Genomic DNA, 20,682 nt, shown 5'->3' on the forward strand with positions numbered 1-20,682 from the left:
ATGCGTCCAATTCGGCGGTCAAAAACCCGGGGGCGCCGTGTGCCAGCCTCAGCGCGCGAATCTGGTCGACGCAGCGTTGACGGTGGCAATCGGATGTTTTCTCTCTCTCCTCAGTTGAGAGCGAATTTCTGCATGACAAAAATCGCGCGATTCCCGGGAGAGAAGACAGTCGTTCGGGGGCGATCGGCTCGGGAAGGAGGGGGATAACAAAGTCCTGCGGCTTGGGGGCAGGAGCGCACGAACTTAGAAGGTGGAGCAGGGAGCTCGACCCAGGCATCTCAATGTCTTCCGGCGACCGTCGCATGGCGTACATCGCGAGCCTGGGGCCTGACGGAGAACTCCCGCCCGCAGCGCGAAAGCGCGAGGACGGGAGTTCGCAGTCATGCCCCAGGCGCCAGAAGAACCCAGCAAACGCCCCGAGATACACCCACCCCGGGGCCAAGAACAAAGATCAGGGCTTGAGATGCTCGATGAAGAACTTCTCCATCGCCGCATAGAACTCGAACTTGTTCTCGTCGTTGTGGAACCCGTGCCCCTCGTTGTCCTTCACCATGTATTCGACCTCGACGCCCCGCTTGCGTAGTGCTTCGACGACCTGGTCGCTCTCGGCCTTGTTGACGCGGGGATCCTTCGCGCCCTGGGCGATGAACAGCGGGGTCGTGATGCGGTCCACATGCAGCGCCGGCGAGGTCGCGGCCAGGCGGTCCTTGTCGCGCTCGGGGTCGCCCACCATGTCGTGCATCTTGTCCAGCAGCGGCTTCCAGTAGGGCGGGATCGTGTTCATGAACGTGAACAGGTTCGAGACGCCCACGTAGTCCACCGCCGCCGCGTACAGGTCGGGCGTGAAGGTGACGCCGGCCAGCGTGGCGTAGCCGCCGTAGCTGCCGCCGTAGATGCCCACGCGCTTGGGATCGGCGATGCCCTGGTCGATCAGCCACTTCACGCCGTCAGTGATGTCGTCCTGCATCGACAGGCCCCACTGGCCGAAGCCGGCTTCCCAGAACTTGCGGCCATAGCCGGTCGAGCCGCGGAAGTTCATCTGCAGCACGCAGAAGCCGCGGTTGGCCAGGAACTGGGCCTCGGCATTGTAGCCCCAGCCGTCGCGCGCCCAGGGGCCGCCGTGCGGGTTGACGATGCACGCCAGGTTGCGCGGGTCGCGGCCCACGGGCAGCGTCAGGTAGCCGTGGATGGTCAGGCCGTCGCGGCTGGTATAGCTGATGGGCTTGACCTGCGCCATGTCCTTTTCGGGAATGGCGGGATTGATGTCGGCCAGCTTGTGCAGCGTGTCGGTACGCTGGCTGTACAGGTAGCGCGAGCCGGGCGTGCGGTCGTTGTAGGCCGCCACGATGAAGGTGTCCTCTTCGCGGTTCCAGCCCTGCAGCATCAGGTCGTAGCCGGGCAGCAGCTCGCCCAGGCGGCGGTACAGGTCTTCGGTCTGCCTGTCGAAGAAGTGGTAGCGCGGCTTGTCGGTCTGGTAGGCCGCCATGGTCAGCACCTTGCGCTTGCGCGAGTAGCCGGCGGCGTCCAGGTCGACCTGTTCGGGTTCGTAGACCAGGTCTTCCTGGTCGGGGCGGGCGGGATCGAGCACCACCAGCGCCAGTCGGTCGCGGCCGCGGTTGCTCAGGGCGTACAGCTTGCTGTTGTCGAAGGTGAACAGCGCGGGGCTGACGCTGGTGCGGTAGTCGGTGGTGACCAGCGGACGGAACTCGGCCTTCTCGTCGTCGCGGTACAGCAGCGTGGTGTTCAGGCCGTCGCTGGTGACGGCGGCGCGGACGCGGCCGGCGTGGTCGGTCTGCCAGCCCACGACGTTGCCCGGGTTCTGAGCCACGAGTTCCGCCTTGCCCGTGCGCACGTCGACGCGGTAGACGTCGAAGACTTCCGGATCGCGGTGGTTGTGGCTGATCAGCACGTGGCCGGGGTCGTCGGGCAGGTCGTCCTCGATGTGGGCGCGCGCGCCTTCGAAGGGCGTCAGGTCGGTGATGGCGCCCGTCTTGGCGTTGACCGCCAGCACGTGGAAGTTCTCGTCGCCGCCGAAGTCCTTCTGGTAGAGCACGATGTCCGAGCCCTTCCAGAAGAAGTTGCTGATGTCGCGCTCGGTCTCGGCGGTCAGGCGGCGCGGTTCGCCGGCGGGCTTGCCGTCGCGCAGGTCCTGCACGTGGATGTTCATGCGCGCCGGGTGGCCCTCGATGGCCACGGGCTGCATGAAGCCCAGCGTGGCGGCGTCGTCGGCCAGGCGGAAGAAGCCGCGTTCGGGATTGCGGAAAAAGTCTTGCAGCGGATAGAGGCGCGGCGGTTGGGCGGCGGCGCCCGCGGACGCGGCGGTCAGGCTGGCAGCCAGCAGGGTGCGCAGCAGCGTGAGTTTCAGCAAGGGCATCTCCGTGGGTCGCGGACGGCGCGGTGGCGGGTCCCGCGCGGCGTCGTGCGGGGCGCCACGGGGATGCCGCGGGGGGGCGTCGCGCCGTCCAGGGAATCGCGTTCGATCATGCCACAGCGCCCGCGGCGGTGTCGAACCGGGCGGTTTGCGGGATAATCGCCGCCATGACTGTTGGAGGAATCATGGCTGGAAAATGGATCGCGGCGGCTATGGCCGCCTTGGCGCTGGCGGGCTGCTCGGTGGGCATGGAACCCGGCGGCGGGGCGTTGTCCGGCTCGTTCGACGCGAACGTCAGCCTGCGCCAGGCGTATCAATCGGCGCGCCAGCAGGCCGAGCTCTGCCTGCTGGGCGAGGGGGGCTACGACGTCGTGGGCAGCCTGGACGAGGCCGCGCGGCGCGGCGAAATGCGCGTCAGGGCGCGGCTGACGTCGGGCGACGTGGCCTCCGTGGCGCTGTCGTCCATCGACGGCGGCCGCACGCGCGCCACCGTCAACATGTGGGGCAGGGGCATCTGGGACGAGACCGCGATGCGCGCCATGCATGACGCCATCGTGTTCGGCGCGCCCTCGTGCACCACCTACATGCCGCGTGACAAGGGCACCGATCCCAACGCGTGGTTCATGAAGAAGAAGTGATGTGGCGGCGGCTGGCCAGGTGCGGTCGGCCAGGTGCGGCCTGCAAGGTGCGGCTTGCAAGGCGCGGCCTGCAAGGTGCGGTCTGCTGGATTCGGCGGCCAGGGGCGGCCGTCCTTCGGGCTCGGCGGCCCTGCTGGAAACGGCGCGTGGCGCGAGGTTCAATCGCCGCCCGGGCGCTTGCGGATCACCTTGAAGGTGGCCGTGGCGCGCACCACCAGCTCGCCCTGCGCGTCGTGGGCCTCGCCTTCGCAGAAGGCGATGGACTTGCCACGGCGCAGGCAGCGCGCCGTGAAGGTCAGGTCGCCGCGGCCCGGCGACAAAAAGCTGGTGGTCATGTCGATGGTGGCCATGCCCACTGTCCGGTCCGCGCCGCGTGCGGCGGCGCTCAGCGTGAAGTCCAGCACGCTCATCAGCGTGCCGCCGTGGATGTCGCCACGGCTGTTGGTCAGTTCGGTGCGCCAGGGCAGGAAGGTGCGGGAGCCGTTTTCATCGGCCTGCTGCGGCACCAGGCCCAGCAGTTCCATCAAGGGTATGGTCAGGCCGAAGTAATCGGTGGGAGTCGAGGACATCGCGAGGGGCCCGAGGCGGCGCGGGCGCAGGTTAGGCTAAGCGCGCCATAATATGGCGTTTTGGCTTTCTTCGTCTTCCGTTTTTCCTGCATGGTCCAATCTGTGGCCCTATTTCGTGGCTCCGCCTTGCGGGGCGGAGGTGGCTTCGGTCCCGCCTGCCGTCCTGTCCGCCGTGCCGGCGCGGTTCGGATCGCCCGTCCTGGCGCGCGGCCTCGCCTTTCCTGGGGCGGCCGCCATGGCTGAGTTTCCTGCCGCTCTCGACGAGTCGTCGGCCGCTGCGCTTGCACGCCTGGCCGAGGGTATGTCTCCGGCTGCCGAAGACGACGTGCCATCGTCCGCCGTTGGACAGCGGAGCGACACCGAGGCGCCGCTATCCGGCTCCGGCGCGCGCCTGGCCCGCAAGATCGTGCACGTCGACATGGATGCGTTCTACGCCTCGGTCGAGCAGCGCGATCGCCCAGAATTGAAGGGCCTGCCGGTCGTCGTCGCCTGGACGGGACCGCGTTCGGTGGTCTGCGCGGCGTCATACGAGGCGCGGAAGTACGGCATCCATTCGGCCATGTCGGCCATGCGCGCCGAGCGCCTGTGCCCAAATGCCGTGTTCGTGCCGCCCGATTTCAATCGCTATCGCGCCGTGTCGCGCCAGGTGCGCGAGATCTTCGCGCGCCACACCGACCTGATCCAGCCGCTGTCGCTGGACGAGGCCTACCTGGACGTGACGGTCAACAAGCGCGGCCTGCCCACGGCCACCGAAGTGGCGCGCGCGATCCGCGACGAGATCCGCGCCGAGACCGGCCTGACCGCCTCGGCCGGCATCGCGCCCAACAAGTTCCTGGCCAAGATCGCGTCCGACTGGAACAAGCCCGACGGCCAGTTCGTGATCCGGCCGCATCGCGTGCTGGAGTTCCTGCAGGAGCTGCCCGTGCGCAAGATTCCGGGCGTGGGCAAGGTGACGCAGGCCAAGATGGAAGCCCTGGGCATCCGCACGGTGGGCGACCTGCGCCTGCGCTCGGCGAGCGAGCTGGAGATGCATTTCGGCCGCTACGGCTATCGCCTGCACGAACTGTCCAACGGCATGGACGATCGCGAGGTGGAGCCCGACCAGGTGGCGCAGCAGGTCTCGGCCGAAACGACCTTCAGCACCGACCTGCGCCTGGACGAGCTGGGCGAAACGCTGGAACGTCTGGCCACGAAAGTATGGGAGCAGGGGCTGCGCAAGGGCATGCTGGGCCGCACGACGGTGCTGAAGCTGAAGACGGACCGTTTCCGCATCCTGACGCGCAGCCTGACGCAGCTGCAGCCGCCGGGTTCCGCGGCGGAGCTGGCCTCCGTGGCCAAGGCGCTGTGCGCCCGCATCAGCCTGCCCACCGAGACACGCTACCGGCTGGCCGGCGTGGGAATGAGCAATTTCGCGGATCCGCAGGAGGAGGGGCGGCAGGCGGATCTGTTCTCTGGGGGATAGGGGGGCGTTGTCTGGGTTCTTCAGGCGATCTGGGTTCTTTAGACGATCTGGGTTCTTTAGACGATTTGGGTTCTTTAGACGATTTGGGTTCTTTAGACGATTTGGGTTCTTTAGACGATTTGGGTTCTTTAGACGCCGCGGGCCTCCCTGCGAAGTCCCGTCCTCGCGCTTTCGCGCTGCGGGCGCGACTTCTCCGGAAGTCCCGCGGCTCAAAGCCTCGCAATTCGTCGAATCAAACCCTCGCAATTCGTCGGGTCGAACCCTCGTCATTTATCGGGTCAAGCTTTCCTCATTCATCGGGTCAACAATCGACTCTTGAAGACAGGGGGCGGCAGTTGTCAACGGCCCGTTCATTCATTGGGTCAAATCGATGGGCTTCGTCGGTGTGAAACTCGGCTTTCCAACCCGGGTTTCGATTCAAGGCCGATTCCAGTTCGTCGAGGCCCCAATCCTCGGGAAAATAGAGATTGTTTTCTCTCTTCCCTTTGCGTGATTCTGACCTTCACACCCTTCACTCTGCCGTGCTGTCACGGCTGAAAAACGGCAGCGGATTGTGCGATGGAGTCGACTGCTTAGCGTGGCTGCTGCGGCTTGCCGCGCGCATGGAAGGGACGGCAGCTCCATCCCCGCGTGAGACTCGCCTAGACGATTGCCAGACCATGGCAAAGCGCCGCGCACAGGCGAGAGAGGGTTGAAGCAACGACATTGAGACCCCTTGAGCCGGGGGCATGGCGGAGAAGTCCCGCCCGCAGCGCGAAAGCGCGAGGACGGGACTTCGCAGTCATGACGCCGGCGGCTCAAGAACTCAAAGACCCTGCGCCAAGCACCAAAAACGCCAACGTGCGAAGGCCATCGAAAAAAGGCGAGCCTGAAACCCGCCCCCGCCAAGCAAGCGAGTCACCCCAGCTTCGCCTTCAACTGCGCCGACACCGCCGACATGTCAGCCTTCCCGGCCAGCGCTGCCTTCAGAATCGCCATCGCCTTCCCCATTGCGGGGGCGCCGGTGATGCCTTGCGCCGTGACCTCGGCGATCGCCGCGTCGATCGCGGCCGACACTTCCTCGGGGCTGGCGGCCTGCGGCAGGAACTCCTGCAGCACGGCCAGTTCGGCCTTTTCCTGCTCGGCGGTCTCGGTGCGGCCGGCCTGTTCGAAGGCGGCGATCGACTCGCGGCGCTGCTTGACCTGCTTCTCGATGATCGCGGTGATCTCGGCGTCGGACAGGTCGCGGCGCTCGTCCACTTCCTTCTGCTTCACGGCGGCCAGCAGGAAGCGCAGCGTCGTCAGGCGCGCGGTGTCCTTGGCGCGCATGGCGTCCTTGACGGAGTCGGACAGTCGGGTCTTGAGCGTGGCAGTGCTCATGGTGGAAATCCTGAAAATGTTGCTGCAAATCCCGTGTTTTAACCGCCGCACGGGTCCGGCGGCAAGTCGAGGGGAAGGTCTGTCGGCAATGCGGGTGCGCATCGGATTTTAAAGATGTAGAATAAATACATGTTTATCTGGGCGCACGCCCTCAACCACCCAGGAGTACCCCATGCTCAGCGAATCCGTCCGTGCACAGGTCAAGGCCACGGCGCCCGTTCTTCAGGTCCATGGCGAGGCGCTGACGCGCCATTTCTACCAGCGCATGTTCCGCGGCAATCCCGAGCTGCGCCAGGTCTTCAACCAGGGCCACCAGCACAGCGGACAGCAGCAGCAGGCACTGGCGATGGCGGTCGCGGCCTATGCGCAGCACATCGACGATCCCTCGGTGCTGCTGCCGGTGCTCGAGCGCGTGGCGCACAAGCACGTCAGCCTGGGCATCCGCCGCGAGCACTACGACGTGGTGGGCCGCCACCTGCTGGCGTCCATCGGCGAGGTGCTGGGCGAGGCCGCCACGCCGGAACTGATCGACGCCTGGGCCCAGGCGTACGGGCAGCTGGTCGACCTGATGGCCGGCATGGAGTCCTCGATGTATGCCGCCGCGGCGGCGCGGCAGGGCGGCTGGACGGGCTGGCGCGCCTTCCGCATCGCGGGCAAGGTGCCGGAAAGCGCCGAGATCACCTCGTTCTACCTGGCGCCCGCCGACGGCGGCGAGGTGCCGGGTTTCCTGCCGGGCCAGTACGTGTCGGTGCGCGTGTTCGTGCCCGCGCTGGGCATCATGCAGCCGCGCCAGTACAGCCTGTCCGACGCGCCCGGCAGCAAGTGGCTGCGCATTTCGGTCAAGCGCGAGGCCGCGGCCGGCGCCAGCCCGGCGGGCATGATCTCGAACCTGCTGCACGACCAGTTCGATGAAGGCGACATCCTGGACGTGGCGCCGCCGCAGGGCGAGTTCACGCTGGATCCCGATGCCGCCACGCCGGTGGTGCTGATCAGCGGCGGCGTGGGGCTGACGCCGATGATGTCCATGCTGAACGCGGTGGCCTCGCGCGGCGATGGGCGCGAGGTGCGCTTCGTGCATGGCTGCCGCGATGCATCGGTGCATGCGATGCGCGACCACGTGAACGGGCTGGCCGAACGCCTGCCCAACGTGCGCCACGTGGTGTTCTACGAGAACGTGGGCCCGGCGGACCGGCACGGCGTGGACTATCACCACGTCGGGCGGATCGACCTGCGCGCCATCCAGGACCAGGCGCTCGTGCCCGACGCGGATTACTACCTGTGCGGCCCGCTGCTGTTCATGCAGGCGCAGCGCCGCGTGTTGGGCGAACTGGGCGTGCCGCCACAGCGCATCCACGCCGAGGTCTTCGGCACCGGCGGCGCGGGCGCCTGAGGCAGGCGGGCGGCAGTGTATTCTTGCCGCTTGCACCGCCCACGGTTTCCACCATGCAACTGAACCGATTCACCGACTACGGCCTGCGCGTCATGATGTATCTGACGCAATGCCAGGATCGCGCGCGTCCCGTGACGATTCCCGAGATCGCCGAACGGTTCGAGATCTCGCGCAATCACCTGGTGAAGGTGGTGCATTTCCTGTCGCAGCAGGGCTGGGTGGCGGCCACGCGCGGCAAGGGCGGCGGCCTGGCGCTGGCGCGGCCCGCGCAGTCTTATCGCGTCGGCCAACTGGTGCGGGTGCTGGAGCACCAGGGCCCGTTGATCGATTGCGCCGATCCGCCCTGTGCGCTGAACGGCGCCTGCCGCCTGGCGGGCGTGCTGAACGACGCCCTGCGCAATCTGTTCGAGACGCTGGACCGGCACACGCTGGCCGACCTGGTCCGCGCGCCGACCGATGCAGCCATCATCCGGCTGCATCGGGCGGCATAGCCGCGCGGCCTTACTTCACGCGAGCCAGGTCGCCGCGCAACGCGACGCCGGCCACGACCGCGCCGGCGTGGCATTCGTAGTTCTTGGCATCGCGGTTCACGTTCTTCTTGTAATAGTTCACGATGTTGACGACGGCATTGGCGCCGGCCTTCTTGGCGGCGTCCTGCAGTGCGATCAGCGCCGACTGGGCGGCCCAGTCGCAGGCGTCGGGGTCGCTCTTGCCGAAGGCGTTGGTCTTGCGGTTGGTGACCACGTCGGCCTGCAGCACCTGGCCCTTGGGGCCCGTGCCGGCCATGTAGAACTTGACGCTGCCGTCCAGCTTGCCGGCGGCGGTGGCCGAATCGATGGCGCTCTGCAGGGTCTGCATCACGGTGCGGTCGGCCGCGTGGGCCGTCGACATGCAGCCTGCCAGAACGAGAAAGCCAAGAGCCTTACGGGTAGCGCGCATTGCGGTGACACTCCAGTGGTGGGATAGCTTGCGGGGGAAAACGGCTTCAGCGCCAGCGGCGGAACACCAGCGAGGTGTTGATGCCGCCGAAGGCGAAGTTGTTGTTCATCACGTATTCGAGCGACAGCGTGCGGCCCTGCTGCATCAGGTAGTCGAGTTCGCCGCACAGCGGATCCACGTCGGACAGGTTCAGCGTGGGCGCATACCAGTCGGCGTTCATCATCTCGATGCTGAACCAGGACTCCAGCGCGCCGCACGCGCCCAGGGTATGGCCCAGGTAGCTCTTCTGCGAGCTGATGGCCACGCCGCTGCCGAACACCGCCTGCGTGGCCTGCGTCTCGGCGATGTCGCCCTGTTCGGTGGCAGTGCCGTGGCCGTTGACGTAGCCCACCGCGCTGGCGGGCAGCCCGGCGTCGGCCAGGGCCATTTCCATGGCGACCCGCATGGTGGCGGCTTCGGGGCGCGTGATGTGGGTGCCGTCGCTGTTGCAGCCGAAGCCCACGATCTCGGCGTGGATGCGGGCGCCGCGCGCCTGCGCGTGCTCGAGCTCTTCCAGCACCAGCATGCCGGCGCCTTCGCCGATGACCAGGCCGTCGCGCCGCGCATCGTAGGGGCGGGGCGTCAGCGACGGCGTGTGGTTCTGCTGGCTGGTCGCGTACAGCGCATCGAACACGATGGCCTCGCTGGGGCACAGTTCTTCGGCGCCGCCCGCCAGCATCAGCGACTGGCGGCCATAGCGGATGGCCTCGTAGGCGTAGCCGATGCCCTGGCTGCCCGAGGTGCAGGCGCTGGAGGTGGGGATGATGCGGCCCTTCAGGCCGAAGAAGATGCCGATGTTGGCGGCGGTCGTGTGCGGCATCATGCGCACGTACGAGTTGGCGTTCAGCTCGTCGGTGACGCCGTTGAGCAGCATGTTGCCGAACGCCTTGATCTCGGCCGTGCTGCCCGTGGACGAGCCGCAGGCCACGCCCATCCTGCCGTCGGCGATCGAGGCGTCGCCCAGCAGCCCAGCGTCGTCCAGCGCGCGTTCGGCGGCATGGACCGACAGCTGCGAGACGCGGCCCATGCTGCGCAATTGCTTGCGTGTCCAGTGCGTGGGCACGGCGAAGTCGGGCAGGGGGCCGGCCAGGCGCGTGTTCAGTTCGGGATAGCGCGCCCAGTCGGGCATGTAGCGGATCGCGCTGGTGCCGCTGTCGAAGGCGGCGCGGATTGTGGCCCAGTCCTGTCCCAGCGCGCTGATGCCGGCCATGCCGGTGACGACGACGCGTTTCATCAGCACAGTCCTCCGTTGACGGCCAGTACCTGGCGCGTGATGTAGGCCGCGCCGGGCGACATGAGGAAGGACACCGCGGCCGCGACTTCCTCGGGACGGCCCAGGCGCTGGGCGGGGATGGCTTTCAGGATCTCCTGCACGGGAACGTTCTCGTCGATCATGTCGGTGTCGATCAGGCCGGGCGCCACGCAGTTCACGGTGATCTGGCGCCTGGCCAGCTCGATGGCCAGCGACTTGGCGGCGCCGATCACGCCGGCCTTAGAGGCGCTGTAGTTCACCTGGCCGCGGTTGCCGATCAGGCCCGAGACCGAGGCCACGCACACGATGCGGCCCGGCGACCGGCGGCGCACCATGGGCATGACCAGCGGATGCAGCACGTTGTAGAAGCCGTCCAGGTTGGTGCGCATCACCTGGTCCCAGTCGTCGTCCTCCAGTGCCGGGAAGGCGCCGTCGCGCGTCAGGCCGGCGTTCAGCACCACGCCGTAGCAGGCGCCGTGTTCCGCCAGGTCCGCCTCCAGCGCGGCGCGCGCGGCGGCGCGGTCGGAGACGTCGAACTGCAGGATGCGCGCCTGGCGTCCCAAGGCCGCGATCTCGTCGCGCACGGCCTCGGCGTCCTCGCGCCGCGAGCGGCAATGAAGGACCAGGTCATGGCCGGCGTGCGCCAGCGCCAGGGCGATGGCGCGTCCGATGCCGCGGCTGGAGCCGGTGACCAGGATCGTTGATGAGCTGCTCATGGTGCGGAAGTGACGTCGGAAGCGGAAGGGAAGGATTCTTGCATGAACGCCGCGGCGTCCGGCGGCCGGTAGACGTTCAGCCGCGCCAGGGCCAGCAACTGCCCGCCCTGGTGGATGCTGCATTCGAAGACGCCCATGCCGATGGCGTCCTCCAGCGAGCGCGTGGCGGTGACGGCCAGCGCGCTGCCCGCCGCGAAACGCGGCACGTGGCATTCGTAGCGGCGCGTGCCCAGCAGGAAACCCAACTGCACCGGCTGGCCGTCTTGCCGCGCGCGCCAGCCTGCCCAGGCCGCCACCGCCTGGGCCATCAGTTCCAGGCCGGCCCACGGGGGCAGGCTGCCGTCGGGCTGGCTGTACAGGCCGCCTGGGGCGACGACGGCATCGGCCACCAGGGCGTCGTCGTCACAGTGGCGCACCGTATCCAGCAGGATGGCGTTGCCGGCGTGGGGCAGGAGTTCGTCGACGGACCACATGGCGTCATGCGTCTCCGAAGATCAGGCAGGCGTTGTTGCCGCCGAACGCGAAGGAGTTGCTCATGGCCATGCGGCGCGCGCCCAGCCGGTGCGCGGCGCCGGAGAAATCCAGCGTGGGCAGCTCGGGATCGGCGACGCCGTCCCACACGTGCGGAGGCAGGCGGCCTTCGACATTGCCGGATGCCAGGGCAGCGCAGCACAGCGCGGCCTCCAGCGCGCCGGCCGCGCCCAGGGCGTGGCCCGTCATGGACTTGGTCGAGGCGCAGGGCACGCCGTGCGGGAACAGATCGGCCACGGCGCGGCTTTCCATCGCATCGTTGTGCTGCGTGGCGGTGCCGTGCAGGTTGAGCCAGCCGATGTCCTCGGCGGTGACGCCGGCGTCGTCCAGCGCGGCCTGCATGGCGCGGCGCGCTCCGGCGCCGCTGGGGTCGGGCGCGGACATGTGCCAGCCGTCCGAACTGGCGCCGCCGCCCAGCAGCGCCACGCCATCCTCGGGTCCGCGCTCGCGCTGCATGAGGAACAGCACCCCGGCCTCGCCGATGTTGATGCCGTTGCGGTTGGCCGAGAAAGGGTTGCACAGGCCGTCGGACACGGCTTCCAGCGAGGCGAAGCCGTTGACGGTCAGGCGGCACAAGGTGTCGACGCCACCGCACACCACCGCGTCGCAGGCGTCCATGTCCAGCAGCCGCTTGGCCGACAGCAGGGCCCGCGCGCTGGACGTGCAGGCGGTCGACAGCGCGTAGACGGGCCCGCGCGCGCCCAGCCAGTCGGCCAGGAAGGCGCCCGGCGCGGACAGGCGCTGGCGCCGATAGTCGTAGCCGTCCGGCATGCGGCCCAGGCCGGCGCGCTGGCGGAAGGCCGGCGCGTTGTCGTTGACGCCCGAGGTGCTGGTGCCCAGCACGACGGCCACGCGCGCGGCGCCGTGGCGCGCGATCGCGCCGCGCAGTGTGGCCTCGATCTGCAGCGCGGCGGCCAGCAGCACGCGGTTGTTGCGGCTGTCGTGGTGCGCGGCCAGGTCGCCGGGCAGGTCCGGCAGCGCGGCCTGCACGCCGCCCAGCGTGATCGCGCGGTCGCGCAGCCAGCCCGCCTGCGCGCGCATGCCGCCCGTGTCGCCGCGCAGCGCCGCCGCGCCGACCTGGTCCATGCCCGCGCCCAGGGCGCAGACGATGCCGGGGGTAAGCAGCCAGGCGCTCACTGTTGTACCTCCGTGCTGCGCACTCCGTATTCGCCCTTGGGGCGGCCCGGCGGGCTCACTGGGGCGGGTTTCGGACGGAGGATGGGCAGGGATGGAGTCATGGCGTTTGCGGCACGGGCGAGACGCGCCAGGACGTGCCGTCGGGCTGGCGGATGGTGAAGGTGTCGGGGGGCGCGCCGGGGGCCCAGGCGACCGTCCAGCGGGTTTCGCAATCGTCAGCGAGCGTGCGCACGCGGCCGCCGCCGGGCTGCGCGTCGTCGCGCCACGCGCGGCCGGGATAGGCCGCCTCCAGGCGCGCTGCGGGCGTCCAGGCGAACAGGATGGCCGAGAACAGGTTGCTGGCGCGGCCGTTGGGAGGCAGGAAGCCGTCGTTGCGCCACGTGCCGTCCTGCAGGATCTGCCGGGCCTGCGGCATGCCCAGCAGGTCGAACAGCGACCAGCGTGTGGCCTGGCCAGCCTCGGCCTGCACGGCCAGCAGCGAGTCCTGGGCATGCTCGCCGGGTGCTTGTGTGGTGATGCGTACGAAGCGCGGCAGCGCCAGGTCGGCCGAGGCCACGGGCACCGGCGGCGCGCTGGCGCAGCCGGTCAGGGCGGCTGCAAGCGTGGTGGCGAGCGCGGCGGCGAACGCTGCCCTGGCCGCGCCGCGCCGCCGCGCGGCCGGGGAGGAATGGGCGGGGCTGGCGAGCACGGCGGGACGAGGGGGCAGGGACGTCATCGGTGTCTGTCGCAAACGTGTCAGGCGGCCGGCAGGCGGCAAATCTCGGCCAGCATGCGCAGGCGGCGCTCGTGCTCCGCGACGAAGGGATTGCCCGTGTCCCAGGCATAGCCCGCCAGGATCGACGAGATCATGCGGCGGATCTCGGGCTGGGCCTTCTCGTAGAACACCACGTCGCGGAAGGTGCCTTCGTACCAGCCCTGCACGTAGGTGCGGAACGTGTCGACGCCGCGCATCAGCGGCCGGGCGAATTCGTCTTCCCAATCGACTGCGTGGCCGGTCAACTGGCGATGCAGCGCGTCGGCGGCCAGCTTGGACGAGTGCATGGCGATGGTGACGCCGGACGAGAACACGGGATCGAGGAACTCGGCCGCGTTGCCCAGCAGCGCGTAGCCGGGGCCGTACAGCGCCGTGACGCTGGCCGCGTAGCCGCCGATGGTGTTGGCCGGCGTGTCCCACACGGCATTGGCCAGCAGGCGCTTCAGATTGGGGGCGGCATCGTGCATCTGCCGCAGGGTCCGCATCAGGTCCGCGCCGTCGCGGCCGAACAGGTCCTCGCCGCCCACCACGCCCACCGACGCGCGGCCGTTGGAGAACGGGATCAGCCAGTACCAGATGCCGGGCTCGTCGGGATGGACGCTGATCAGGATCTTCTCGCGGTCGAAGGCGGGATCGTCGATGCGGTCCTCGATGTGCGTGAAGATGGCCTTGCGCGGCGGCAGGTTCGAGGGACGCTCCAGGTCCAGCAGGCGCGACAGCACGCGGCCATAGCCGCTGGCGTCCAGCACGAAGCCGGCGCGGACCGGCTGGCCGGCATCGTCCTGTGCGCCGGCCGGGCGCACGCGCAGCACGGGCGCGTCGCCGCTGAAGTCGGCGGCCACCACTTCCTGCTGGTAGCGCACTTCCACGCCCTGGCGCTGCGCCTCGTCGGCCAGGATCTGGTCGAAGCGCGAGCGCAGCACCTGGAACGTGGTGCCGGGGCCGGGCGAGTACTTGTCGCGGAAATCGAAGGCGGTGTAGCGGTCGCCCCAGGCGAAGGCGGCGCCGTTCTTCACCTGGAAGCCCGCGGCCTGCACGGCCGGCAGCATGCCGGCTTCCTCGACGAACTCCAGGCAGTGCGCCAGCAGGCTCTCGCCGATGGAAAAGCGGGGGAATCGCTGGCGCTCCAGCACCAGCACGTCGTGCCCGTGGCGCTTGAGCAGGGCGGCGGCGACGGCGCCTGCGGGGCCCGCGCCGATGATGACGACTTCGCGATGTTCCATGTCTCGCTTCTCAGGATGGATCGGGGGAAAGGGCGGCAAAGCGTCGCGCGCGGGCGGCCCCGGTGATGGCAGGCAGCAGGGTGGAGGCCAGGCCCATCAGCATGATGCTGAAGTACAGGGTCGCGTCGATGATGCCGTGCTGGAACAGCAGGTTCAGGAAGACGATCTCGGTCAGGCCGCGGATGTTCAGCAGCACGGTCTCGCGGCGGCGCTGGCCGGCCGGCATGTCGGGATGCGCCCACTTCAGGCCGATCCAGTTGCCCGCCATCTTGCTGGCCACCGGCAGCACCAGCAGGCCCGCGAGGTGCCACGGCGTGTAGTGCGCGAAGGCATGGTCGAAGTCGATCTGCACGACGCCGAAGGTCAGCGTCAGCGGCACGGCCAGGTGGTTCTGGAACGCGGTGATCACGCGGCGCGACGCGGGCAGAGCGAACGGCTGGCGCATCAGGCCGACGGCGGCCACGTAGAGGATGCCGAACACCATGGCGTTGAGCCTGTAGCGGTCCATCACGAAGATCAGCAGCAGGAACACCAGCCCGTACAGGGCGGGCCTGCGCACGCGGATCACGTAGTGCAGCAGCAGCGGCGACAGGCCGCACAGCACCGGCCACAGCAGTTTCTCGGGGGCGGCCGCGCCCTGCGTCAGCGCGAACAGGCTCCAGCAGGCCATGTCCATCAGGATGGCCGCGTGCACCAGCCGGCGCGTGTCCTGAGCGGGGTAGCCGATGCCCTTCAGGTACAGGTACAGCACCGGAATGGCGGTGATGGAGAACAGCAGTCCCACGGCCACGCGCGTGGACCAGTCGGCCTGCGGCAGCAGCAGCGTGGCGGTGGCGATGCCCACGGCCAGCGGCACGGTGAAGCTGGGCAGCGCGATGCGCAGGCTGGCGCGGCTGACGCGCACGTCGGCCACGTCGGCCAGGATGCAGCCCAGCAGCACCGAGAAGTTCAGGCTGTACAGCAGCCGCACCCAGTCCGGCGCCACGAGGTCCCTGCCGTGCAGGCCGGTGGCGGGCGTCACGCCGAAGTAGACGGCGGCGGGCAGGATGAAGGTGGCGGCGGCCAGCTGGCTGACCACCGGGATGACGCCGCGGCGGCGTCCCAGTTCGGTGATGGCCGCATACAGCGCCAGCGCGGCGGCCCAGAACAGCACGATGGTCATGATGAAGTCTCCGGTTGCGACGCGGCGGCGTCGGCGCGCACCCAAGGCGCCCACATCACGCTGAACAGCACGCCCAGCCCCACCGCCAGGCCGAAGTTGGAGATGGCGGGCGTGCTGCTGGCGGCCAGCAGGCCGAACGACAGGAAGGTGGTCGCGGCCGACAGCAGGATGCCGATCAGGCTGGCCGGCGCGCCCGCCACGCGCTCGTACATGAAGATGGCGTAGTCCAGTCCGATGGCGGACACCAGCAGCAGGCCGAACAGGCTGAACAGGGTCAGCGGCTGGCCCAGATAGCCCAGTGTGGCCAATACGCATGCGGTGGCGGCGAAGGGCACGGCCAGCAGGCGCCAGGTGGCCGAACGGCCGAGCGTCAGCCACAGCAGCAGCGCGGCGCCCACGTAGGACAGCAGTTTCAGTTCGGCCGCGCGCCAGCGGGTCTGGGCGAAGCTCTCGTTCAACTGGCCGGTGCTGTCGACGAAGGTGACGCCCTGCAGTCCGTCGGCGGCGCGAGCCGCCTTTGTGGTGTCCTTCAGCCCCAGCAGCGTCACCGTGGCGGCCTGGCTGCCATCGGGCTGCACGTCCAGCGGCACCCCGCGCCAGCGTTCGCCCAGCGGGCCGCGCAAGGCCTCGTCCACGCCGACCACGGGCAGCGCGGCCAGCCGGTCGGCTTCGTCCAGCACGGCCCGCGCCGGAACGCCCAGAGCGGCCAAAGGTGGGGTGATGGCCGTGCGCCAGGCCGGGTCCCGCAGCCGCGACTGGGTGGCCTGCTGCACGGCAGCCGGCGCGACGAGCTGGCTCAAGGCGGTGTAGGCGGTCAGCGCGCCGGCGGCCACCAGGGCGTCCAGGCGCGCGCCCAGTTCCGCCTGCCTCCGCAGCAGGGTGTCGGTATCCGGCGCGCGCACCAGGTAGAACTGGCTGGTGGGCACGAAGCCCGTGATCGTGCCGATCCGGGCCGCCTGCGCCAGCAGGTCGGGCGGCAGGCTGATCCACTGCCGCAGGTCGTCCTGCACGTCCAGGCGGGCGATGCCGCCCGCGCACAGCAGCACGGCCAGCGCGGCGATCCCGCGCAGCCGGCGGCGCGCGGTCCACGCCGACAGGCGGGCCAGCAGCGCATGGGCCAGGCGCAGCAGCGGCGGCCAGGTGCGCGGCTGCCAGCCGCGCAAGGCGTTGGGCAATTCGCAGACCGTGTAGGCATAGGCGCCCAGCAGGCCCACCGCCGAGAACACGGCCGTCTGCGTCAGGGCCGGAAACGGCGTGAACAGCAGCGACAGATAGCCCACCAGCGTGGCTGCCAGGCTGATGCTCAGGCCGGGCAGCACGCGCCACAGCGCCGGCCAGGCGCGCCAGTCGGGCATGCCGTAGCGCTTGCCCAGGAAGTGCAGGGGAAAATCGACGGCCACGCCGATCAGGCTGGCGCCCACCACCAGGGTCAGCACGTGGATCGAGCCGAAGATCGCCACGCAGGCCACCGCGCCGCACACCAGGCCGACCAGCGCCGGGACCAGCGCCAGCAGCGCGCGCACGCGGCACAGCGCCAGCAGCAGCACGGCGATGATGCCGATGAGCGAAGCTGCGCCGATCCACGTGCTGTCGCGGGTGGCCTGATCGCGGCCGGCCGCGGCGAACAGCGGGCCGCCCGCGGCCACCATGTCGGCATCGTCCGCGCGCAGGCCGGCACGGGTCTGCTGGACCAGCGCGGCGATGGCGTCCGGGCCGTGTGCATCGAATGCGTCGCCGCCGATGGTGGCGCGCACCATCACCCAGAATTTCCCGTCGTGCTCGGCCATCAGCGTGCCGCCCGCCAGGTCGACGAACAGGGCGCCGCCGGGATGCATGGCCTGCTCGGCGCGTCGCGTCAGGCCCAGCCAGTCCTGGTCGGGCGGCACCGCGCCGGCCGACGAGAAGGGGTCGGCCAGTTCGCGTGCCCGTTGCTGCGCGAAGGCGGCCGGGTCGTCCAGCATCCGCTGGCGGTCGGCGGCCGGCAGCATCGACAGGCGCTGGGCCAGCAGTTGGGCGTTGATGGATTTCAGGTCCACGTCCAGCTCGACGTCGACCTTGGCGAACAGGCCGCTGTGGCGCCAGGCGTGGCCCACGCCGCGCGCGGATTCGACCGCGTGCGCGCGATCGGCGGCGCCGACCAGCGCGACCACCTGGCGGGTCAGCGGTTCCTTGATGCGGGCTTCGGCCCGCTTCTGTTCGGCATCGCCCGACGACCGCGGGATGAGATCCAGCAGGTCGGACGATACCGGCAGGCCGTCGCGGCACTGCCAGGCGCCCAGCGCCAGCACCAGCAGCAGGGCGGCGCGGAACAGCCAGCTCAGCCGGCGTTCGATGCGCTCAGGGTGCGAAGGCACGACGCTCCTCGTCGCTGAGCGCCGATTGCGCGCGGGCGTTCCGCATCTGCATCACGGTGCGGTCGCCCTGGGTCTCGCGCAGCTCGATGCGGTCGACGAGTTTGCCGCCATCGATGCGGATGTCGGTGAAAATCTGCCTGAGCAGCGCCGAGCGCGGCGTCATCACCAGTTGCCAGGCGGCGGCGTCGCCCGACAGGGCGATGTCGAAGTTGTCCTGCAGGCCCTGGGTATCGCCGGCCAGCACCGCCAGGAACAGGCGCGTCTCGCGGCTGGCCGAGGTGCTCTGCGGCAGGGCCTGCCACTTGCCGGCCTCGTCGCGGCGGTAGATGCCCTCTGGTGTGATCCGCAGGTCCTGCGCGATGGGCGCGCGCAGTTGCCACAGCAGGCCCGCGTCGGCCGCCAGGGTGAACTGGCCGGTGCTGGTCAGCGGCTGGGGCAGCGAGCGCAGGAACTTCTGCTGCACGAAGTCGCCGTGCACGACGGCGGTGGCCCGCAGCTGCTGCTGCAGCGCGCCCAGGTCGAAGGCGGCGGCGCAGGCGCCGGCGCAGGCCAGGGCGGCGGCCACGAGCATGCGCGAGACCAGGCCCGTCATGCCAGCACCTTGCGCACGGCGGCCAGCAGCGGCTCGGGCGAGGCCATCAGCATCTCGCGGCTGGCCATGTCGACGGCCACCTGCACCGAGCTGGCGCGCGTCAGGCGCGTGCCGCTCTCGGCGTCGGATATCAGGTAATTGATCTTCAAGCGGTTCTCCCATTCGACCAGTTCGGCGCGCGCCATGATGCGCTGGCCGAACACCGCCGGCTGGACGTAGCGCAGCTGCAGGTCGACCACCGGCCAGGCGTAGCCCGAGGCGCGCATGGCGTCGTAGCCATAACCCATGGCGTCCAGCAGGGCGCAGCGCGCGTACTCCAGGTACTTGACGTAGTGGCCATGCCAGACCACGTTCATGGAATCGATGTCGAAGAACGGCACCTGCAGGGCGGTCTCGACGCTGAATACGCCGCGCTTACGCATGGCCGCTCCAGAAGGGGTAGAAGTTGAACCATTGCTGGGGCGCGTCGCGGCACTCCTGCGCCAGTCGGTCGGCGTAGCGCTGCGCGCAGCGTTCCACCTCGGCGGCGCGGCTGGCGCGCGTCCAGGCGACGCGGTCGGCCAGCCGCTCCATCGTGACGCGGTAGCGTCCGTCGATCCGGGTGCAGAACAGCACGTTGGCTGGGCAGGCCAGCAGGCCGGCCAGCAGCCATGGGCCTTGCGGCAGCGCCGCGCGCGCGCCCAGGAAATCGACCTCGACGGTGCGTCCGCCGTGCAGCGGCACGCGGTCGCCCGCGATGGCCAGCCATTCGCCGCGCTCGACGCGCTCGCTCAGCCGCATCATGGCGGCCGTGTCCAGCTCGGAGACCTGGAACAGCCGCAGGCTGCTGGCGCCCGCCTTGCCCAGCAGCTGGTTGAAGGCTTCGGCGTGGCGGGTGTGCACCAGCACGTTCAGGGTCAGGTCGGGCGAGCCCTCGATCAGCGCGCGGCACACCTCGATGTTGCCCAGATGCGAGCCCACCAGTATCTGGCCGCGTCCAGCGCCCATCTGCGCGTGCAGGCCGTGCGGGTCCCGCACGGTGATGTCGTCGCGCGTGAGCTTGCCCTGCCAGGCGTCGAGCTTGTCCAGGATGGCGTCGGCGAAGGCCAGGAACTGGCCGTAGACCGCGCGCCGGGCTGGCAGGGCCCGGGCGCCTCCCGTGTCGCGCAGGCGCCGATGGTATTCGGCGATGCTGCGGCGCGCGCTGGCGCCGAAGCAGTAGAAGTACAGCACGATGCCCACCACCAGCGGCCGCATGGCGCGCCGGCCGAAGCGGCGCACGGCCCAGGCGGTCAGGCGCATCAGCAGCGGGGCGCCGCGCTCGCGCCGCCCGGCCCAGTGCGCGGATGCGTCGGCCGGTTCGCCTCGCGGGATCCGTGGCGCCGTCATCGCGCGCTCCTGGCACGCACGCGCCGCGCCAGCAGCAGGGGCGCGCGCCACAGCATGCCGAAGAACAGGCCCGCGTGCATGCGGCTGATCAGCACGTTGTCCTGCAGGCCCCGGAAATGCGAGACCCCGTCGGCCGGATACGTGACCCGGGTGGGCAGCCATATCATGGGCAGGCCGCGCCAGTGCAGGCGCACCAGCACCGCGATGTCGAAATCCATGCGGCGGCCGGGATCGCAGCGTTCCAGCAGCGCCACCGCGGGTGCCAGCGGATAAACGCGGAAGCCGCACATGGCATCCGGGATGTCCAGCGACAGCGTATTGATCCACACCCATACCCGCGTCAGCCAGCGGCCGTAGATGCGGCCGCGCGGCGCGTCGTCGCCGTAGCGCGGCGCGCCGCCCACCAGGGCGTGCGGATGCCGCCGCGAGGCCTGCATGAACTGCGGGATGTCGTCCAGCGCATGCTGGCCGTCGGCGTCGACCTGCAAGGCGTGCGTGTAGCCCAGGCGGTGCGCGGCGCGCAGGCCGTCCTGCACCGCGTGGCCCTTGCCGCCGTTGGCGGCGCGTCGCACCAGCGTGGCCAGGCCCTCGGCGTGCAGCGCGTCCAGTTCCGCCGCGCAGTCCGGTTCGGAGCCGTCGTCCACCAGCACGCAGGGGATGTCCAGCGCGCGTATGCGCCGGACCACCGCGCGCACCGTGCGGCCGTGGTTGTAGACGGGGATGACGGCGCACAGGCGGTGGTCGGGCGCGGGGCTCATGGCGCTGTGCGCGTCGGTGTTCGCGTCGGAATTCACATCGGGTTTCGCATCGAAGTTCGAATCGAAGA

20 protein-coding genes are annotated in these 20,682 nt (G+C 69.7%); 4 read left to right on the top strand and 16 right to left on the bottom strand.

Annotation, left to right across the window (positions count from 1 at the left end; all coding sequences use genetic code 11):
* Positions 1-451: 451 nt before the first annotated feature.
* Positions 452-2,365: an alpha/beta hydrolase family protein gene (locus FS845_RS12570; protein ID WP_409929294.1), complete on the bottom strand. Its 1,914-nt coding sequence runs from the start codon at positions 2,363-2,365 to the stop codon at positions 452-454.
* A gap of 191 nt (positions 2,366-2,556) precedes the next feature.
* On the opposite strand from FS845_RS12570, the gene FS845_RS12575 reads away from it, so the two are divergent.
* Positions 2,557-3,009: a BPTD_2524 family lipoprotein gene (locus FS845_RS12575; RefSeq protein ID WP_144635324.1), complete on the top strand. Its 453-nt coding sequence runs from the start codon at positions 2,557-2,559 to the stop codon at positions 3,007-3,009.
* 158 nt (positions 3,010-3,167) lie between these two features.
* On the opposite strand, the gene FS845_RS12580 is transcribed toward FS845_RS12575, so the two are convergent.
* Positions 3,168-3,578, bottom strand: coding sequence for a PaaI family thioesterase (locus tag FS845_RS12580; RefSeq protein WP_144635327.1), 411 nt, complete (start codon positions 3,576-3,578; stop codon positions 3,168-3,170).
* A gap of 235 nt (positions 3,579-3,813) precedes the next feature.
* Here FS845_RS12580 and dinB point away from each other — a divergent pair, with 235 nt between their 5' ends.
* The gene (gene dinB / locus FS845_RS12585) at positions 3,814-5,040 is read left to right on the top strand and encodes a DNA polymerase IV (RefSeq protein ID WP_260986263.1); all 1,227 of its coding nucleotides are present in this window, start codon (positions 3,814-3,816) and stop codon (positions 5,038-5,040) included.
* Between the two features lie 897 nt (positions 5,041-5,937).
* On the opposite strand, the gene FS845_RS12590 is transcribed toward dinB, so the two are convergent.
* Positions 5,938-6,399: a GatB/YqeY domain-containing protein gene (locus tag FS845_RS12590; RefSeq protein WP_144635330.1), complete on the bottom strand. Its 462-nt coding sequence runs from the start codon at positions 6,397-6,399 to the stop codon at positions 5,938-5,940.
* A 172-nt stretch (positions 6,400-6,571) separates the two neighbouring features.
* Between FS845_RS12590 and hmpA the strand changes: the two genes are divergently transcribed.
* Positions 6,572-7,789 (top strand): NO-inducible flavohemoprotein, encoded by a 1,218-nt coding sequence (hmpA, locus tag FS845_RS12595; RefSeq protein ID WP_144635333.1) that lies wholly within the window; start codon positions 6,572-6,574, stop codon positions 7,787-7,789.
* 53 nt (positions 7,790-7,842) lie between these two features.
* Entirely contained in the window at positions 7,843-8,280 is a 438-nt protein-coding gene (locus FS845_RS12600; protein WP_144635336.1) for an RrF2 family transcriptional regulator, read from the top strand.
* Between the two features lie 10 nt (positions 8,281-8,290).
* Here the strand turns inward: FS845_RS12600 and FS845_RS12605 are convergent, their stop codons facing one another.
* From FS845_RS12605 to FS845_RS12665, 13 genes are all read right to left on the bottom strand, one after another.
* Positions 8,291-8,680, bottom strand: a complete 390-nt coding sequence (locus FS845_RS12605; protein ID WP_260986264.1) for an excinuclease — start codon at positions 8,678-8,680, stop codon at positions 8,291-8,293.
* Between the two features lie 94 nt (positions 8,681-8,774).
* Positions 8,775-10,001: a beta-ketoacyl-ACP synthase gene (locus FS845_RS12610; protein WP_144635343.1), complete on the bottom strand. Its 1,227-nt coding sequence runs from the start codon at positions 9,999-10,001 to the stop codon at positions 8,775-8,777.
* The gene (gene fabG / locus FS845_RS12615; protein ID WP_144635346.1) at positions 10,001-10,735 is read right to left on the bottom strand and encodes a 3-oxoacyl-ACP reductase FabG; all 735 of its coding nucleotides are present in this window, start codon (positions 10,733-10,735) and stop codon (positions 10,001-10,003) included. Before fabG ends, FS845_RS12610 begins: the two co-directional genes overlap by 1 nt.
* Positions 10,732-11,208, bottom strand: coding sequence for a hotdog family protein (locus FS845_RS12620; protein ID WP_144635350.1), 477 nt, complete (start codon positions 11,206-11,208; stop codon positions 10,732-10,734). The genes fabG and FS845_RS12620 overlap by 4 nt, the downstream gene beginning before the upstream one ends.
* A 4-nt stretch (positions 11,209-11,212) precedes the next feature.
* Positions 11,213-12,403 carry a beta-ketoacyl-ACP synthase gene (locus FS845_RS12625; RefSeq protein ID WP_144635353.1) on the bottom strand — a complete coding sequence of 397 codons (1,191 nt, stop codon included), beginning with the start codon at positions 12,401-12,403 and terminating at the stop codon, positions 11,213-11,215.
* Between the two features lie 97 nt (positions 12,404-12,500).
* Positions 12,501-13,118 carry a DUF3261 domain-containing protein gene (locus tag FS845_RS12630; RefSeq protein ID WP_260986265.1) on the bottom strand — a complete coding sequence of 206 codons (618 nt, stop codon included), beginning with the start codon at positions 13,116-13,118 and terminating at the stop codon, positions 12,501-12,503.
* 20 nt (positions 13,119-13,138) lie between these two features.
* Complete coding sequence (locus FS845_RS12635) at positions 13,139-14,380, bottom strand: NAD(P)/FAD-dependent oxidoreductase (RefSeq protein ID WP_144635356.1); 1,242 nt, start codon at positions 14,378-14,380, stop codon at positions 13,139-13,141.
* Between the two features lie 10 nt (positions 14,381-14,390).
* The gene (locus tag FS845_RS12640; RefSeq protein WP_144635359.1) at positions 14,391-15,542 is read right to left on the bottom strand and encodes a sodium:proton antiporter; all 1,152 of its coding nucleotides are present in this window, start codon (positions 15,540-15,542) and stop codon (positions 14,391-14,393) included.
* Positions 15,539-17,896, bottom strand: a complete 2,358-nt coding sequence (locus tag FS845_RS12645) for an MMPL family transporter (RefSeq protein WP_222129985.1) — start codon at positions 17,894-17,896, stop codon at positions 15,539-15,541. Before FS845_RS12645 ends, FS845_RS12640 begins: the two co-directional genes overlap by 4 nt.
* Positions 17,880-18,488, bottom strand: a complete 609-nt coding sequence (locus FS845_RS12650) for an outer membrane lipoprotein carrier protein LolA (RefSeq protein WP_222129986.1) — start codon at positions 18,486-18,488, stop codon at positions 17,880-17,882. Before FS845_RS12650 ends, FS845_RS12645 begins: the two co-directional genes overlap by 17 nt.
* Entirely contained in the window at positions 18,485-18,910 is a 426-nt protein-coding gene (locus FS845_RS12655; RefSeq protein WP_144635362.1) for an acyl-CoA thioesterase, read from the bottom strand. The genes FS845_RS12650 and FS845_RS12655 overlap by 4 nt, the downstream gene beginning before the upstream one ends.
* Positions 18,903-19,856 carry a glycosyl transferase gene (locus tag FS845_RS12660; protein WP_144635365.1) on the bottom strand — a complete coding sequence of 318 codons (954 nt, stop codon included), beginning with the start codon at positions 19,854-19,856 and terminating at the stop codon, positions 18,903-18,905. The genes FS845_RS12655 and FS845_RS12660 overlap by 8 nt, the downstream gene beginning before the upstream one ends.
* Positions 19,853-20,614 (bottom strand): glycosyltransferase family 2 protein, encoded by a 762-nt coding sequence (locus FS845_RS12665; RefSeq protein WP_144635813.1) that lies wholly within the window; start codon positions 20,612-20,614, stop codon positions 19,853-19,855. Before FS845_RS12665 ends, FS845_RS12660 begins: the two co-directional genes overlap by 4 nt.
* Positions 20,615-20,682: the final 68 nt, after the last annotated feature.

It is taken from the genome of Bordetella genomosp. 13 (genome assembly GCF_007679965.1).
GTDB lineage: Bacteria > Pseudomonadota > Gammaproteobacteria > Burkholderiales > Burkholderiaceae_B > Bordetella.

What these genes read in the sequence shown, in the direction of transcription:
- FS845_RS12575 (WP_144635324.1), top strand. Translation starts at nt 2,557, where the DNA reads ATGGCTGGAAAATGGATCGCGGCGGCTATGGCCGCCTTGGCGCTGGCG.
- FS845_RS12580 (WP_144635327.1), bottom strand. Translation starts at nt 3,578, where the DNA reads ATGTCCTCGACTCCCACCGATTACTTCGGCCTGACCATACCCTTGATG.
- dinB (WP_260986263.1), top strand. Translation starts at nt 3,814, where the DNA reads ATGGCTGAGTTTCCTGCCGCTCTCGACGAGTCGTCGGCCGCTGCGCTT.
- FS845_RS12590 (WP_144635330.1), bottom strand. Translation starts at nt 6,399, where the DNA reads ATGAGCACTGCCACGCTCAAGACCCGACTGTCCGACTCCGTCAAGGAC.
- hmpA (WP_144635333.1), top strand. Translation starts at nt 6,572, where the DNA reads ATGCTCAGCGAATCCGTCCGTGCACAGGTCAAGGCCACGGCGCCCGTT.
- FS845_RS12600 (WP_144635336.1), top strand. Translation starts at nt 7,843, where the DNA reads ATGCAACTGAACCGATTCACCGACTACGGCCTGCGCGTCATGATGTAT.
- FS845_RS12605 (WP_260986264.1), bottom strand. Translation starts at nt 8,680, where the DNA reads ATGTCGACGGCCCACGCGGCCGACCGCACCGTGATGCAGACCCTGCAG.
- FS845_RS12610 (WP_144635343.1), bottom strand. Translation starts at nt 10,001, where the DNA reads ATGAAACGCGTCGTCGTCACCGGCATGGCCGGCATCAGCGCGCTGGGA.
- fabG (WP_144635346.1), bottom strand. Translation starts at nt 10,735, where the DNA reads ATGAGCAGCTCATCAACGATCCTGGTCACCGGCTCCAGCCGCGGCATC.
- FS845_RS12620 (WP_144635350.1), bottom strand. Translation starts at nt 11,208, where the DNA reads ATGTGGTCCGTCGACGAACTCCTGCCCCACGCCGGCAACGCCATCCTG.
- FS845_RS12630 (WP_260986265.1), bottom strand. Translation starts at nt 13,118, where the DNA reads ATGACGTCCCTGCCCCCTCGTCCCGCCGTGCTCGCCAGCCCCGCCCAT.
- FS845_RS12635 (WP_144635356.1), bottom strand. Translation starts at nt 14,380, where the DNA reads ATGGAACATCGCGAAGTCGTCATCATCGGCGCGGGCCCCGCAGGCGCC.
- FS845_RS12640 (WP_144635359.1), bottom strand. Translation starts at nt 15,542, where the DNA reads ATGACCATCGTGCTGTTCTGGGCCGCCGCGCTGGCGCTGTATGCGGCC.
- FS845_RS12650 (WP_222129986.1), bottom strand. Translation starts at nt 18,488, where the DNA reads ATGACGGGCCTGGTCTCGCGCATGCTCGTGGCCGCCGCCCTGGCCTGC.
- FS845_RS12655 (WP_144635362.1), bottom strand. Translation starts at nt 18,910, where the DNA reads ATGCGTAAGCGCGGCGTATTCAGCGTCGAGACCGCCCTGCAGGTGCCG.
- FS845_RS12660 (WP_144635365.1), bottom strand. Translation starts at nt 19,856, where the DNA reads ATGACGGCGCCACGGATCCCGCGAGGCGAACCGGCCGACGCATCCGCG.
- FS845_RS12665 (WP_144635813.1), bottom strand. Translation starts at nt 20,614, where the DNA reads ATGAGCCCCGCGCCCGACCACCGCCTGTGCGCCGTCATCCCCGTCTAC.